This window comes from Bacillus sp. UMB0728 (genome assembly GCF_002858875.1).
Lineage (GTDB): Bacteria > Bacillota > Bacilli > Bacillales > Cytobacillaceae > Bacillus_AB > Bacillus_AB infantis.
In genome coordinates this window covers 783,482-797,415 of sequence record NZ_PKLA01000001.1, presented here as the reverse complement: position 1 = coordinate 797,415, position 13,934 = coordinate 783,482, and the positions used below count along the sequence as shown (strand labels likewise).

The 13,934-nt window shown below is 42.9% G+C and carries 21 protein-coding genes; 15 read left to right on the top strand and 6 right to left on the bottom strand.

Annotated features, from left to right (window positions below; all coding sequences use genetic code 11):
• Positions 1–537: 537 nt before the first annotated feature.
• Positions 538–1,653 (bottom strand): serine hydrolase, encoded by a 1,116-nt coding sequence (locus CYJ37_RS04080; protein ID WP_101548036.1) that lies wholly within the window; start codon positions 1,651–1,653, stop codon positions 538–540.
• Positions 1,654–1,821: 168 nt separating this feature from the next.
• Here CYJ37_RS04080 and CYJ37_RS04075 point away from each other — a divergent pair, with 168 nt between their 5' ends.
• From CYJ37_RS04075 to CYJ37_RS04065, 3 genes are all read left to right on the top strand, one after another.
• The gene (locus CYJ37_RS04075) at positions 1,822–3,444 is read left to right on the top strand and encodes a lysylphosphatidylglycerol synthase domain-containing protein (protein WP_101548034.1); all 1,623 of its coding nucleotides are present in this window, start codon (positions 1,822–1,824) and stop codon (positions 3,442–3,444) included.
• A gap of 34 nt (positions 3,445–3,478) precedes the next feature.
• Complete coding sequence (locus tag CYJ37_RS04070) at positions 3,479–3,913, top strand: cytidine deaminase (protein ID WP_101548032.1); 435 nt, start codon at positions 3,479–3,481, stop codon at positions 3,911–3,913.
• 198 nt (positions 3,914–4,111) lie between these two features.
• Positions 4,112–4,765, top strand: coding sequence for a 2OG-Fe(II) oxygenase (locus tag CYJ37_RS04065; protein ID WP_101548029.1), 654 nt, complete (start codon positions 4,112–4,114; stop codon positions 4,763–4,765).
• A 92-nt stretch (positions 4,766–4,857) separates the two neighbouring features.
• Here CYJ37_RS04065 and CYJ37_RS04060 read toward each other — a convergent pair whose 3' ends face one another.
• The 4 genes from CYJ37_RS04060 to CYJ37_RS04045 all read right to left on the bottom strand — a co-directional run bounded on the left by CYJ37_RS04060 (position 4,858) and on the right by CYJ37_RS04045 (position 7,414).
• On the bottom strand, positions 4,858–6,141 hold the full coding sequence (locus CYJ37_RS04060) for an FtsW/RodA/SpoVE family cell cycle protein (protein ID WP_180827240.1): 1,284 nt from the start codon (positions 6,139–6,141) through the stop codon (positions 4,858–4,860).
• A gap of 4 nt (positions 6,142–6,145) precedes the next feature.
• Positions 6,146–6,553 (bottom strand): PadR family transcriptional regulator, encoded by a 408-nt coding sequence (locus tag CYJ37_RS04055; RefSeq protein ID WP_142385226.1) that lies wholly within the window; start codon positions 6,551–6,553, stop codon positions 6,146–6,148.
• The gene (locus tag CYJ37_RS04050) at positions 6,553–7,089 is read right to left on the bottom strand and encodes a sigma-70 family RNA polymerase sigma factor (protein WP_101548429.1); all 537 of its coding nucleotides are present in this window, start codon (positions 7,087–7,089) and stop codon (positions 6,553–6,555) included. Before CYJ37_RS04050 ends, CYJ37_RS04055 begins: the two co-directional genes overlap by 1 nt.
• Positions 7,090–7,228: 139 nt before the next feature.
• A complete protein-coding gene (locus CYJ37_RS04045) occupies positions 7,229–7,414 on the bottom strand; it encodes a DUF4083 domain-containing protein (RefSeq protein WP_101548022.1) in 186 nt (61 codons plus the stop codon).
• A gap of 77 nt (positions 7,415–7,491) precedes the next feature.
• Between CYJ37_RS04045 and CYJ37_RS04040 the strand changes: the two genes are divergently transcribed.
• The 5 genes from CYJ37_RS04040 to CYJ37_RS04020 all read left to right on the top strand — a co-directional run bounded on the left by CYJ37_RS04040 (position 7,492) and on the right by CYJ37_RS04020 (position 10,192).
• Positions 7,492–7,698, top strand: coding sequence for a hypothetical protein (locus tag CYJ37_RS04040; protein WP_101548020.1), 207 nt, complete (start codon positions 7,492–7,494; stop codon positions 7,696–7,698).
• A 63-nt stretch (positions 7,699–7,761) separates the two neighbouring features.
• On the top strand, positions 7,762–8,181 hold the full coding sequence (locus CYJ37_RS04035) for a VOC family protein (protein ID WP_101548018.1): 420 nt from the start codon (positions 7,762–7,764) through the stop codon (positions 8,179–8,181).
• A gap of 55 nt (positions 8,182–8,236) precedes the next feature.
• Positions 8,237–8,791 carry an AAA family ATPase gene (locus tag CYJ37_RS04030; RefSeq protein WP_142385218.1) on the top strand — a complete coding sequence of 185 codons (555 nt, stop codon included), beginning with the start codon at positions 8,237–8,239 and terminating at the stop codon, positions 8,789–8,791.
• A gap of 17 nt (positions 8,792–8,808) precedes the next feature.
• Complete coding sequence (locus tag CYJ37_RS04025) at positions 8,809–9,210, top strand: NUDIX hydrolase (RefSeq protein WP_101548016.1); 402 nt, start codon at positions 8,809–8,811, stop codon at positions 9,208–9,210.
• A gap of 97 nt (positions 9,211–9,307) precedes the next feature.
• Positions 9,308–10,192: a YitT family protein gene (locus tag CYJ37_RS04020; RefSeq protein WP_257964162.1), complete on the top strand. Its 885-nt coding sequence runs from the start codon at positions 9,308–9,310 to the stop codon at positions 10,190–10,192.
• A 61-nt stretch (positions 10,193–10,253) separates the two neighbouring features.
• Here the strand turns inward: CYJ37_RS04020 and CYJ37_RS04015 are convergent, their stop codons facing one another.
• Positions 10,254–10,784 carry a hypothetical protein gene (locus CYJ37_RS04015; RefSeq protein ID WP_101548014.1) on the bottom strand — a complete coding sequence of 177 codons (531 nt, stop codon included), beginning with the start codon at positions 10,782–10,784 and terminating at the stop codon, positions 10,254–10,256.
• Positions 10,785–10,960: 176 nt separating this feature from the next.
• Between CYJ37_RS04015 and CYJ37_RS04010 the strand changes: the two genes are divergently transcribed.
• The 7 genes from CYJ37_RS04010 to CYJ37_RS03980 all read left to right on the top strand — a co-directional run bounded on the left by CYJ37_RS04010 (position 10,961) and on the right by CYJ37_RS03980 (position 13,831).
• Positions 10,961–11,437 (top strand): DUF2975 domain-containing protein, encoded by a 477-nt coding sequence (locus tag CYJ37_RS04010; protein ID WP_101548013.1) that lies wholly within the window; start codon positions 10,961–10,963, stop codon positions 11,435–11,437.
• Positions 11,438–11,446: 9 nt separating this feature from the next.
• Positions 11,447–11,659, top strand: a complete 213-nt coding sequence (locus tag CYJ37_RS04005) for a helix-turn-helix domain-containing protein (RefSeq protein WP_101548011.1) — start codon at positions 11,447–11,449, stop codon at positions 11,657–11,659.
• 122 nt (positions 11,660–11,781) lie between these two features.
• The gene (locus tag CYJ37_RS04000) at positions 11,782–11,985 is read left to right on the top strand and encodes a helix-turn-helix transcriptional regulator (RefSeq protein WP_101548009.1); all 204 of its coding nucleotides are present in this window, start codon (positions 11,782–11,784) and stop codon (positions 11,983–11,985) included.
• The gene (locus CYJ37_RS03995; RefSeq protein ID WP_101548007.1) at positions 11,985–12,422 is read left to right on the top strand and encodes a hypothetical protein; all 438 of its coding nucleotides are present in this window, start codon (positions 11,985–11,987) and stop codon (positions 12,420–12,422) included. The genes CYJ37_RS04000 and CYJ37_RS03995 overlap by 1 nt, the downstream gene beginning before the upstream one ends.
• 63 nt (positions 12,423–12,485) lie before the next feature.
• Positions 12,486–12,953: a nucleoside 2-deoxyribosyltransferase gene (locus tag CYJ37_RS03990; protein WP_101548005.1), complete on the top strand. Its 468-nt coding sequence runs from the start codon at positions 12,486–12,488 to the stop codon at positions 12,951–12,953.
• A 79-nt stretch (positions 12,954–13,032) separates the two neighbouring features.
• Positions 13,033–13,509: a DUF4064 domain-containing protein gene (locus tag CYJ37_RS03985; protein WP_101548003.1), complete on the top strand. Its 477-nt coding sequence runs from the start codon at positions 13,033–13,035 to the stop codon at positions 13,507–13,509.
• 40 nt (positions 13,510–13,549) lie between these two features.
• On the top strand, positions 13,550–13,831 hold the full coding sequence (locus CYJ37_RS03980) for a hypothetical protein (protein ID WP_101548002.1): 282 nt from the start codon (positions 13,550–13,552) through the stop codon (positions 13,829–13,831).
• Positions 13,832–13,934 lie beyond the last annotated feature (103 nt).

Sequence of the window (13,934 nt, the reverse complement as noted above, 5' to 3'; positions counted from 1 at the left end):
CGGTTCCAGCCCAGAGAGCTAGGACCGCTATTTCTCTGAAAAACCAAAATAACGGTTCCAGCCCAGAGAGCTAAAGACGCTATTTCACTGAAAAACCAAAATAATGGTTCCAGCGGAGAGAGCTAGGACCGCTATTTCTCTGAAAAACCAAAATAACGGTTCCAGCACAGAGAGCTAGAGCCGCTATTTCACTGAAAAACCAATATAGCGGTTCCAGCCCAGAGAGCTAGGACCCCTATTTCACTGAAAAACCAAAATAGCGGTTCCAGCACAGAGAGCTAGGACCACTATTTCACTGAAAAACCAAAATAGCGGTTCCAGCCCAGAGAGCTAGGACCGCTATTTCACTGAAAAACCAAAATAACGGTTCCAGCACAGAGAGCTAGAGCCGCTATTTCACTGAAAAACCAAAATAATGGTTCCAGCGGAGAGAGCTAGGACCGCTATTTTACTGAAAAACCAAAATAATGGTTCCAGCGGAGAGAGCTAGAACCGTTATCTCAATAAATATAATAGCGGCCCCAGGAGAGATTGTTGTTAATTTAAATTTTTTAGCTCCTGGCGTACTTTTTCCCTGAACTTTTCATCCTTCAGCAGCTTCAGCTGGAAGCTGTTCATATTACGTGTGAGTTTTGCCTGCTCTTTGGGACTTAGATTGTTTGAGAGAAAAGCAATTTCAGTCTGATTGTTATCTGTATCTGTCGCATACATGGCCATTGTTAGGACAAAAGCAGTTGAGCCGCCTTTCTGGCCTGCGTGCAAAAGCCATTCCTGATTGCGGGAGTCTTCCATCAGCTGTTCGAGAACCGGGTCAAGATATGTATGTATGTCTTCTGCCAGGTAAGATTTGCTGTTCAGTTTCTCCATAAGAGAAGCATAATCTGCAGCCGTCGATCTTGGGAGCCTGTCAGACCAGACCTGCTGAAAGTCCATATCAAGCTTTTTAAGGAGCTGCGCTTTTTCTTCAGATGTTGGGGGATCGGACTGCCAGGAGCTGTGAATGTCAATTGCCATATCTCTGTATTCACGTAATGGCATTACCTTCAGTTTGGCCAGTGCTTCTTTTTTTGACAGATTATTTTCTTCCATTAATTTTATTGGAATGAATAAGGAACTGGCGAGCGGGTAAAGAGGTTCATGATTTTGTAAATTCAAGCTTTCCAGATTTGAGTTGATTTTGTGGAGTCCAAGCAATTCAATCAAATAATCTGTGTTCGCATTCGAGCTGTACGCGATCATGCCTTTCGCCACCTGCTGCAGTGAAGCACTATTAGCTTTTAATTCAGATAGCCATGCTTTATGGGCGCCGCCGTCTGTTTTGGGTACATAGTATCTTTCAAGCTCCTTCAGGCTGACTTGCTGTTCAGGGTTGATTTTTCCAGCGGCTGCTTGTTTCGCGTATTCTACTGCTACAATGAATTTCACGGTGCTTGCCAAAGGCAGAGCTTCGTCAGGATGAATTTTCGCTAATATTTCTTTATTATGGCTGATTAATAGTGAAACATCTTTTTTATCCTTATTCTCTTTAATGAATTTAATCAGGTAATCCGGTTCGTCTTTCTTTACATCCTTTATGTAGAGCCAGGCTCCTGTAGCAATTACTATACAGGCGGCAAGGAATACGGCGCCGCCGATCCACAGAAATATTTTCAAAAAACTTCCCTCCTCTTATCATTTATACGGAAAAAATAGGAATAAGTTTCAAAAATAGGATTGTTTTATAGAAGGATATGTAAAAAAATAGGGTGAACCTATGATGAAGTTGCGATATGATGGAAATGTCCAGAAAATCTGACAAATTGATTAAAAGAGGCTTATCATATGTTCAATAAGAAATTTGCAATCCAAGCGGCAAAGTATCTATTGCCGGTTATTCTCATTTTGTTCATTTACCATGAGGGGAAAAACGAGCTTAGAAGGATTGACCCCTCCAGTTTGCTGATAGATATAAAAAGTTTGTTGCCTGCACAGCTGCTGTCAATTCTCCTGATAGGGCTGATAGCGGTATCTGCACTGACAGCATATGATGCTATTCTCGCAAAAAAGCTGAACCTGGAGATCTCTTTGCCGGCTTTAGCCAAGGTTTCATGGATAGCCAACTCGATCAATAATGTAGTTGGGTTTGGCGGAGTGGCTGGTGCCAGCCTGCGCGCTTTTCTGCTCAAAGGCTATACAAAAAATTCGAAAAGCCTTCTCGGCGGCATTATTTGGCTGACTCCATTTATGCTGACAGGATTGTCTGTAATGTCTTTGATTTCAATAATTTCTTTCCACGGCAATGGAGCCGTGCTGGAAGCTTATCCATGGCTGAATGCCGGCTTTTGGGGAATGGCTGCTTTTTTGCCAATCTATCTTATCTTCCTTTATGTCAGAAGAAATAATAATACGGCTTGGGAAGGAAAATGGGCAGGGATGGCGGTTCTGGCTTCCGTGCTTGAATGGTTTTCAGCGGCTGCCTTTCTTTGGGGAATAGCTGTTGTTTTAGGCTTTAGCCTTCCTTTTAATCTGGTGCTAGCCATATTTGTCGCTGGTGCAGTCACAGGTTCTTTGAGCCTTGTGCCAGGAGGGGCAGGCGCCTTTGATATCATTGTGATGATCGGCCTTCAGCAGGCCGGGCTTGAAGATGGCAGTGTTCTGCTCGTATTGGTGTTTTACCGGATATTTTATTATATAGTTCCATTTATAATTGGACTGATATTGGCATCTACTGAAGTAGCCGTCCAGACGAAAGAACTGTTTATGGAATCCAGGGCAGGCCGATTCATAAAAAAATACAATTTGATTTCAAATTACTTGGTGGCAAATCTTAGCTATTGGTCAATATCCGTACTGGTGTTCATTAGCGGGGTACTGCTGCTTATATCTGCCGGGGCTCCTGCAGGTTTGGAACAAATGCTGTTTGCAGAAAAACTTTTCTCTGAATCACTGCTGAACCTGTCATTTCAGCTATCCGTTACAGCTGGGATTTCTCTGCTTCTCTTATCAAGGAGCATTTATCTGAAAGTGAGAGCATCTTATATACTTACTTATATGGTACTTGTAAGCGGAGCTGTTTTTACCTTTTTTAAAGGAATCGATCTGGGCGAGGCCTTATTTCTCCTGGGGATGGCTGCACTGCTGCGGGGCTCCAAGAAACAATTTTCCCGGGACAGCTCTCCGTTTTCATGGAAGGCATTTTTTATAACCTGGTGCTTAACCTTGGGAACTGTTGCCTCTTATATTATGATAGGATTTTTTGACCATCCGTATGGGGGAATGGTGATTCCCGCTCCAGTCAGGGATTTACTTGTCAAAAAGCCCAGCGAGCTTTTTGTATCAGCTGTGATAGGCACTTGCCTTGCTGTGGCATTTAATAAAATGGGGTTTCGTTTTATGGCTGAAAAAGAAACACATCCTTATATGTCAAAGACATTTTCAAAGAGACAGAGGAATTCGGCTTCATAATTAATAGCTTGGAGGAAATGGGGGAAAGAAGATAATGATTATGACAAAACCGCTAGTGAAGGAAGATTATGAGCTGATCCAGGCCGCTGAGGAAGTCATAAAGAAAAATTACCGGTATGGCCGCCATCATATCGGTGCTGCTGTCAGGACAACCACTGGGAAAACCTTTGCAGCTGTCCATGTGGAAGCAAATGTAGGAAGGATAACGGTTTGCGGGGAAGCGATAGCGATCGGCAAATCTATTTCTGAAGGAGAGCATGAATTCCAGACGATTGTAGCAGTCGCCCATCCTCATCCGCATGAAGACATGGAGGACTGCTGGGTGGTTGCTCCATGTGGAATGTGCCGGGAGTTGATCAGTGACTATGGAAAAGAAACGGATGTTATTATTACTTATCAGGGAAAACTTGTTAAATGCAATGTGATGGAGCTGCTTCCTGAAAAGTATGGTATGCAGCAGGCTGATTGAATTTTGAAGCATATATTATCGGCTTTCCAGCAATAAAATGATAGAAATAAATGCACCTTCAGTGTAAAATAAAGTTGAAATTCATCAGAGTTTCATAATCGGCTTCCAGTAAGCCAGCATACACTATATCAGCGGTTCCAGGTTTTGATTTATCAAATATTTCAGAAATTTAAAAATTGAATAAGAGGACGATGAAAGTTGAAAATAGATGCAAACGAAACTCATGTAAAAGAACAGACTATTTTTGATCATATTGGTAATAAAATTAAAACGGAAGATAGAGAGATTCATATCATTGCCAAAATAGAGGAACCGCTGATTGTCATTTTGGGTAATGTGCTTAGTGAAGAAGAATGTGATGGATTGATCAGGATGTCCGAGGATAAGCTGAAGCGTTCAAAAATCGGAAACACCCGCACAGTGGATGATATCAGGACGAGCAGCAGCATGTTTTTTGAAGAAGGCGAAAATGAGCTGGTGGCAAGGATTGAAAGAAGGCTGTCGCAAATTATGAACATTCCTGTGGAACATGGTGAGGGTCTGCAGATGCTGAATTATCACATCGGGCAGGAATATAAGGCTCATTTTGACTTTTTCTCTTCCACCAGCAGAGCGGCAAGCAATCCAAGGATCAGCACGCTTGTTATGTATCTGAATGATGTTGAGGAAGGCGGGGAAACATATTTCCCTAAGCTGAATTTTTCAGTGAACCCGCAAAAAGGCTCGGCAGTTTATTTTGAATACTTCTATGATAATCAGGATTTAAATGATCTGACTCTCCATGGCGGGGCGCCCGTAATTAAAGGAAGCAAGTGGGCAGCCACCCAGTGGATGAGAAGGAAGAAGCTATAAAGCGGAATAAATCGATACTGTGAAAAATAAAAAGAATTGCACCAAACATATCATGAAAAAAAGACTTCCTTTTAGAAGTCTTTTTTTCAATATTATCTGTGGACTGCTGCAGTAAAATCCTTACGCCTATATACGCTGAGGGCGATGCCTATGACAAAAGCATTAAGGATTGCGGGTGTTAGTCCATAGCTTATGAACGGCAATGAAATAGAGATGATAGGGAGGACCCCTAATGTCATCCCGATATTATAAAGAAACTGGACAGAATAGAGGGCGATTGCCCCTGTGACAAGCTGTTTGCCGTAAGAGTCCTTAATCTGGCCGCCGACAGATACCATCCTGGCCAAAAGAAGGGCAAGAATGACAATTAACAGGCCAGCCATCAGCCATCCGTAAAAATAGGTGATATTAACAAAGGCATAATCGGAATGCAAATTTGGAATGGATGCTGTTTTTTCCGGATTGCCAAGCCAGCCCCCTTCAGCCAGCATTTCTCTTATCTTAATATACATAAATCCCGAAGTCTCTGAGTATTCACTTGGGTTAAGGAAAGCGAATAAGCGGACTTTTTGATACTCGTTGCTTGTGAACCACGCTAATATGCCCAATAAGACTAGGATGCCTCCGACAGATGATGTGGTTGCGATGATGGTTTTCCGTGTTACAGCGCTTCTGAAAAACAAGATCATGACAAGGAAGCCGTACATCATGGCAATCGGGAAGCCCGGCAAAGATAAGAATAGAAATAAAGTAATAGCAAATATAAGCCAGCCTATCCATAGATTTGGTTTTTCTCTTGAAAAAAAGCTTGCCCAGAAAAGGTAGAATAATGGCAGTATCGACATTCCGCCGAATGCTCCAATTCCAGGGATCATGAAATATGGGAAACCGTTTATTATGGCCCTGATAGAAAATGGAGCTATAAGCAATAAAACCAGGTATAAAACCCCAATTGTAAGCAAGTGCCAGCTCCACTTTTGAAGTTTCCGATAGTCAAAGAACATGAAAGCAAGTGCAGCCAGCAAACCTAGTCCAATATAGACAATTTGATGGGCAACGAAATTACTGTTATACACATTCTGTATACTTATTAAAGGCAGGAGCCCCATCCCAAAAGCTGCAGCCAGCAGTCCGATCAGCAACCAATCCACCCTCGGCTTATGGATTTTATTCAGCTGCATCCCAAGCTCTGCGGGACTGCCCATCTGCAGGACTGCCTTTTCTTCCGCCTCTGTTTCTTCGATTCCCTCTGACATAAGCTCTGTTTTGGTTTCCTGGAGATGGTGCTCCAGCTCTTTATGGATAAAAACCTTGGCTTCTTTGGATTTTATATGCTTTTTGACCTCCGAGAGGAAGCCTTCTTTCTCAGCTGCCATTTTTTCAGCCCTCCCATAATTCCTGCAGGGCTGTACGCCTGCCGGCCGATTTTTTCTCTGACTGCTCCAGGAGCTTCCTGCCCCTGTCATTCAGCTGGTAGTATTTGCGTGAATCCTGCCAGTTGGACTGCAGATAATTTTTACGCTCCAGCCGGTGGAGCAGGGCATAGAGGAAGCCTTCGTTTTTTTCAAAGTTAGAAACTCCCCTTGCGATGATGCTTCTGGTCAATTCAAATCCTGTCTTTTCATTGACAAGCAGCTGCAGGACGGCAAGGATGATATCTTCATCAGTTTTTATCTGAAGATTTCTTGCTTTTGCCTTCACCTCTTCACGGGTTTTGCCGGTAAATGACAGGTCCTGGAAAATGGTATTTTCCATCGCTTTTTTTAATCTCTTCAGGCGCTCTTCCATCATAGCTCCTCCAGTCTTTCTTTTAATAGCTGCTTTGCCCGCTTCAGGCGTGTCTTGATTGTATTTTGGTTGATGCTGGTGACGGCCGCTATTTCCTTCATGCTCATTTCCTCGAAATAATGAAGGTAGATGACTTCGCGGTAATGGTCCGGCAGATCCATGACCGCTGAAGCAAGCTGTGAATCATCATCTTTTCTGATCACGGCTGCTTCGACCTCATCCTTCAGGCTGCCGCCTGACTTTGCCTGTTCTTCCGAAAGGATAATATGACGGTTGTGCCAGCTTCTGAGATAGTCTTTGCAGTGATTGACTGCAATCCGCCAAAGCCAGGTTTTCACCATCGATTTGCGGTTGTATTGATGGAGGTTTTTATAGCATTTAATGAAGATTTCCTGTGTCAGGTCTTCTGCTATATCCCTTTGCTTTACATATGTATAGGAAAGCTGGAGGATATCCTGGCCATATAGCTGCATGATCTGGTCGATGGCAGCTTCCCTGTCCATTGCCAATAATATTTCTGATAAAGTTTCTTCCACGGTCTTTTGCTCCCTTCCAACCATTAGACGGGGCACCCGCTGTTCAGGTTTGTGTTTTTATAAAAAAGTTACATTTCATTTTAGCTTTTAAAAGGTAAATAAGAAAACCCCCCCGGATTATGGAAGGGCAAGACAGTTATTAATCTTTTTCCAGCTTTTTCAGCAATCTGATGATTTCATCCAGCTTGGCATGCAGCTCCTGATCTGAAGAATAGGAGGCCGCTGAACGGGACACCATCCTCCTTATAAACAGGGTAAAAGAGAATACACCCAGCAAAGTCAGCAAAACAATGACTATCATAATCAGCCAATCTCCTATATACATACTATACCTCCAATGCTGTTCAATTCGATATAAGGGAAATTATGGTATAATACTATCAGTCAGCAGGAGGGATTGCAATGTTCAAACATATACAGCCATTTCAGATTATAATAGGCTATTTTATTTCTATTGTTTCTTTTTCACAGGCATACAGCAGCTATTCTGAAGGAAGGACTGCTTCGTTTTATCTGTTTCTAATCAGCGGGGTCCTGATCATAATCCTTTATACGGCAGCCTGGATATCAATTTCATCCAGAAAAAAGGCAAATAATGTAGCAGAATAAAAAGGAATCCTGCTTCCGGATGGAGAATCTCTGTATATACTGAATTTTCCAGGAGGGGTTCTCATGAGCAAAAAGATTTGGAGAGTAGGTACTGCTTATATTCCGGTTAAGGATGTGCAGACATCTGCAGATTGGTATGCCGGGAAACTTGGGGCAGAGCTGAATTATATTGATGAAGACAAAGCCATCCTTAATTTGGCAAACCAGAGTTTTTTTCTTGTTAAAGCAGCAGAATCGCAATCTGCCAATTTCACAGATGCTTCCGGAACGGAAAGATTTTCGCTGACGTTTGAAGTGGACGGTGTGGATGCCCTGGAAGCTGTTCACCAGGAGCTCAGTGAAAATGGAGTCCATACAGGCGAGATCGAAGAGAGGGGACATGCTGGCAGGAACTTTGTCTTTAGAGATCCGAACGGCAATCTGTTCGATGTATGGAGCGAGCTGAGTCCTTCATTTAAAGAGAAATTCATCGTATCGCAGTAAAAAAAAGGGCCTCCTGGTCCTTTTTTTGTCTGATTTCACGAGTGGAGCTGAAACTATGAAACGATTTGTAATCATGACCGTCGGGAAGACGCACAGCGGAAAAAGCACATTTGCAGGAGAATTGAAGAAAGAGCTGAAAGGCTCTTTTGTGATGGACCAGGATAACCACGCGGCATTTATCCATACATATTATGAAGCTCTTCAGCCTGTAAGCGGGCCGAATACCTTAAAGCACGGGCTATCAAAATATATTATCGAGTATGCGAAAGAAAATACCAGCCTGCATATGATCATCTGCAATTCAAATCTCAGCAGGAAAGACAGGGCCTATCTGTTGAATGAATTATTTCCAAGTAAAGATTTCTTCCGGATTATGGTTCATTTCCGAATCCCGGATTCCATTCTGGAAGCAAGGGCTGCAGAAAGCACCAGGAGCACTAATATATTCAGGAGTGCAGCCACCTTTAAAGATGTGCTGGAGCGGCAGCAGGCTTCCCGTAAGGAAGACCCCGTTGAAGATGAAGCAGATTATCTTTTTGTTATAAAAAATAATGAAAAGGCTGGTTCTGTCATTAGAGAAATTGTTAAGCTTACTGAACAATTTTATTGAAGGGGAAGTAGAAAAAAATGAGAATTTGCGGCAGGGCAGTAATTGTTAATGAAGGGAAGCTGGCACTCATTAAGCGGATCCGGGAAAGTGAAGAATATTATGTGTTCCCCGGCGGAGGGGCAGAGCCTGGAGAGCTGCCTGAGGAGGCAGCAGCACGTGAAGTCCTTGAAGAACTGGGAATTAAAGTGAAGGTTGGCAGACTGCTGGTCTGTCATGATTATAATGGACCGCAATTTTTTTATTTTGCAGAGATGATGGCTGGTATTTTTGGGAGCGGGTCAGGAGAAGAATTCGATCTGGCAAGGGGCCGCGGCACATATGAGCCGCTTTGGGTGGATATCGGTTCATTGGCAGATTTGCCTGTAAGACCGGCTGAAGTGGCAAGACTGGTTAGGGAATGGCAGTTTTTTAAAAATTGAAAGCAAGCCGGGTGAACCATCAACCGATCCTCAAACACCTCTAAAATAGCAGACTTAAGGTATAATTGAAACCAAATACAATATAGAGGTGTGCCACTTGGAAGAACTTATAACATTAAAGAAGGGCCATAAAAAGCTTTCCAGGCTCAAGATTATCCAGCGCATGGTATTTATAACGCTTGGTGCTTTGCTGATGGCTACCGGGCTTGAGATTTTCCTGATCCCCAACCAGGTAATCGACGGCGGGATCACAGGTATATCCATTATGCTTTCCCATATAACAGGAATCAAGCTGGGATTATTTTTATTCGTTTTGAACTTGCCTTTCATCTATCTGGGCTACAAGCAGATGGGTAAGACATTTTCGCTTTCTGCCATCTACGGCATCATCATGCTCTCCCTTTTCGCTTCATTCTTTCACCCAATCCCTCCTTTTACAGAGGATATTCTTTTAGCCACAATTTTCGGCGGCATTTTTCTCGGAATTGGCGTAGGGCTTGTCATCCGCAATGGCGGAGCGCTTGACGGGACTGAAGTTCTGTCCATCGTCATCAGCAAGCGTGTCCCTTTTTCTGTAGGGGAAATCGTCATGTTCATCAACTTTTTCATTCTGGGCTCTGCAGGCTTTGTCTACACATGGGACCGGGCCATGTATTCTATACTTGCCTATGTCATCGCTGCAAAAGCGATTGATATTGTCGCTGACGGCCTCGAGGCATCTAAATCAGTCTGGATCATCAGCGAAGAAGCTGATATTATCGGCGATACCATCAATGACAGGCTGGGGCGCGGCGTTACGTATTTGAAAGGGGAAGGCGCTTACACAGGTGACGATAAGAAAGTAATCTTCTGCATCATCAACAGACTTGAAGAATCCAAGCTCACCAGCATCCTTGAGGAACTTGATCCGTCCGCCTTTTTAGCGATTGCTGACATCACAGAAGTTAGGGGCGGACGATTTAAAAAGAGAAGCATACATTAAAAAGCAGAACAGGCCATTTTTTTACCTGCTATGCAAAAAGGCGGACATAAAGTCTGCCTTTTCATTTTGCACGTGCAGAAATACTAATAACCGATAAACAGGAAATGCATGCTGTGGCTGCCACAATCATTCCGAATAAGAAACCAATGGTCCGCATAAAGGGGTCGTCCCCAGGAAATTCAGACTCTGCTGCTGCAAACTGATAAAGAAAGAAAATGAATAAAAATAGATAAAAGCTGCTTCCAATCAGCCCCACTTTTAAACGTCCCTTTTTAGAGCCTTTCCATGCCAGTTTCATATTGAGCCATAAACGGATGCTAAAGGCTGTTGCCAGGAACATGATTACCAGGTGTATATAAGGTATATTAATAAACAGCAGCAAATACAAAATCAGCAGTGTTGCTGAAAACAGCAGCGCATTGGAAATAAATAAAAACAAACCAGCTTTCCATTGGATTTGGTACCAGGAAGTATTACTCAATAAATTTACCATCATCCGATTGGCTGCCCTCCCCTCAAGTGAAGGGTTCTTTTTGAACAAAATAAGCAATAAAGTAATTCCGATGATTCCCAAAAACAAAATAGATGTCATAATGAACCGCCCCTAATATTGATATTTAGTAATAATTTATCGTGAATCAATAAGTAAAGTCAACAGTTTTATATTAAAAAACATTGAATTTTTGCTGAAATGTATTTGATTTTTATTGAAATACGATAAAAACTGTATTACTATTAATATAATAATTCTTAAACCGGAGGTACCTTATGAACAAAGCTATAACGAGTTTTCTGAAAGCCGCCATCCTTGTTATGGGATTGATCGTGGCCATCCTCTGCATTTTTCTTCTGCCTGAACTTGCAGGGGATGCAGCTGCAGAGAACCCTGATTTTGCTTATTTGAAATGGCCGGTCCTTTTGGGCATGTATGGGGCTGCCATTCCATTTTATATAGCCCTGTACGAAGCATGGAATCTACTAAGATATATTGAAGGACAGACTGCTTTTTCCGATCTCTCTGTTCAGTCGCTCCGCCGCATCAGGAACTGCGGCATTGCTTTGGGACTGATTTACGCTGCCGGCATCATCGGAGTCGGAGCTGCCGGTGCTCTTCATCCAGGAGTCCTGCTGATGGGTGCAGCCATTGCTTTCTGTTCTTTTGTCATCAGTGTATTTGCAGCTGTCCTGAAGGAGCTGCTTCGGAGCGCGCTTACTATGAAAAATGAAAATGAACTGACTATCTGAGGTGAAGGAATGGCGATTATCATTAACATAGATGTTATGCTGGCAAAAAGGAAAATGAGTGTTACAGAGCTGTCCGAGCGGGTGGGAATCACCATGGCCAATCTCTCAATACTGAAGAACGGCAAAGCAAAGGCAGTGCGGCTTTCCACACTTGACAGTATCTGCAGGGCGCTGGACTGCCAGCCGGGCGATATTCTCGAATACCGTGGAGAAGAAGAATAGCAGAAGTATGAAGAGACAGGGCGAGCCTGTCTCTTTTTTTGGCAGCACGTATTATCTGAAGATGGAATATATATTTTACACAAAGGAATATATATGTTACATTTTGTTTGGAGGAAGAATATATGAAAAATAATGTGAAGCTGGCCCGGCTGCAGGCAGAGCTGACCCAGCAGGAGCTGGCGGACCGGGTGGGGATTACCAGGCAGACGGTGAGCTTAATTGAAAAGGGTAAGTATAATCCTTCTTTAAAGCTGTGCCTCCAGATCTGCTATGCAGTCCAGTCAAAGCTGGACGAATTATTCTGGGTTGAAGAGGAGGACCTTTAATGAAAAAAATTACGGATGAACGTTTGAAGCAGAGGAATTTAGAGCATGTACGGATAGTCTATATCATCCAGACGCTAGGAATCCTTTGCATTCTTGCATACGATTTATTGCAAGGCGGCATGGAAGCTATGCGTGAAAATCCGCTTTGGTTTGTTTTTATCGGAACCTCGGTTGTATTTGCTTATCTATCCATGAGTGTGAGTGTGGAGCATGAAAGACAGGGAAAAGATCCGAAAAAGCCATTCATTGTAAGCATAACAGCCATCCTGGCAGTGGCTGCCATCATTTCTTATCTGATCAGTATAACACCGGGCTATGGATGGGGTGATGGTCTGCTCTTCGGTTTTATTGCCGCTGTGTGCGGAGGAATACCTTCCTTTTACATTTACAGGCTGCGGCTGAAACAGGCAGATTTGCATGATGAGGAAGACGAATAAAAGGATTTAACATAATCACAGTCCTCCTGAACATATATATACAAAAAATGCGGAGGAATAACGATGGAAAAAAATCAGTTTTTCAGGACGGTAAGGGTTTTTATCGCCAGCCCCTTTTTTAATGAGGAGCAGCTGGAAAGAATCGGGAGGCTGGAGAATGCGCTGAAGAAGAATCCTTATGTGGCTGATTTCTTCTCGGCGAGATTTTATCAGTTCCCGCAGCTGACTTTTGCATCTGATCCCTGGAGGAAGACTGTTTTCCAAAATGATTTAAGGTTTTTGCGGCGTGCTGACGTGGTAGTTGCCATTCACGACTATGAAGAAAACTCTGTGGACAGCGGAACTGCCTTTGAACTGGGCTATGCGTATGCAATGCAAAAGCCGATAATACTGATAAAAGAAAAAGAAGCGAGCATTCCGAATTTAATGCTGGTGGAAAGCCTGCATGCTTACCTGACTAGGGCAGATGAGATTGCCGCATATGACTTTATCAATATGCCTAAAATTCCTTATAAAGGCCCGCTTATTTAAGAAAATGATTCCTTATGTGAATTTATAATCTAAGAGAGGATAGACCGAAGTTCCAAGAAAGCAGAAAAGATATTACAGAATGAGCAGGGAAAGAAAAAAGTTGGCAAAAGAAACCTACAGGGTGCCTAAACTGCTGGGATTTATTTCTTTTGGAGTTATGGTCTTGATAAACTTTACCGCAGGACTTTTCTATTTCCTCGCATCGAGGGGATTTACGGCAAATATTTTAACTGAACTGATCAGCAGCGATCCAAGGTTCCGGCGGGAAATGGCAGGGCAGGATGGAACTGCTGCAGCCCGGGAGATAGCGGGCGGGACTATGAATTTTGTCGAGGCAGTGCTTATTCTATTTCTCGTTTTTTGGCTCCTTATGCTGTTCCTTAACCTGGCAGGCATTTTAACTCTAAAGAAGAATCCGAAAGCTGCAGGGATCATTTTTATTGTTATTGGTGTTTTGAGTCTGCCCGCATTAATTATTCCAGGCCTTCTTATATCCGCCGGAGTTTTGATCCTCTCAGCCAATAAGAGAAAAGGTCCTTCGTATCCGGATTACTAAAAAGGGGCCGGATATCTGGAAATATGGAAAGGAAAATCAGATGTTTATAATCATTCCATTGGCTCTTGGCTTTCTATTGTTCGCAATAGAGCCGCCTTTTAAAATACGCGAAAATCTTTTCGCCAGATTGGGCCCGGTGGCAGCCGGGGCATTGGCAATCATTGTCCCTTTTGCAGTATGGCTGTTTCTTACTGAGCTTGTACCCATAGAAGACGAGAGAATCTATACTTTTTCCTGCATCATGGTCACTGTATTCTATATTGCTGGAGGCGGGAAGAAGTACAGCAAAGGCATAAAGCAGAGAACCAACTATGAGGAATAATAATCTTAACTTGTCCAAGCTGTCCGCCGCTTTTTATTGATGAAAGCGGCATTTTTTATTTATAAAACTTTGTTTAGGTACGCATTTAATACCAATGGATGTA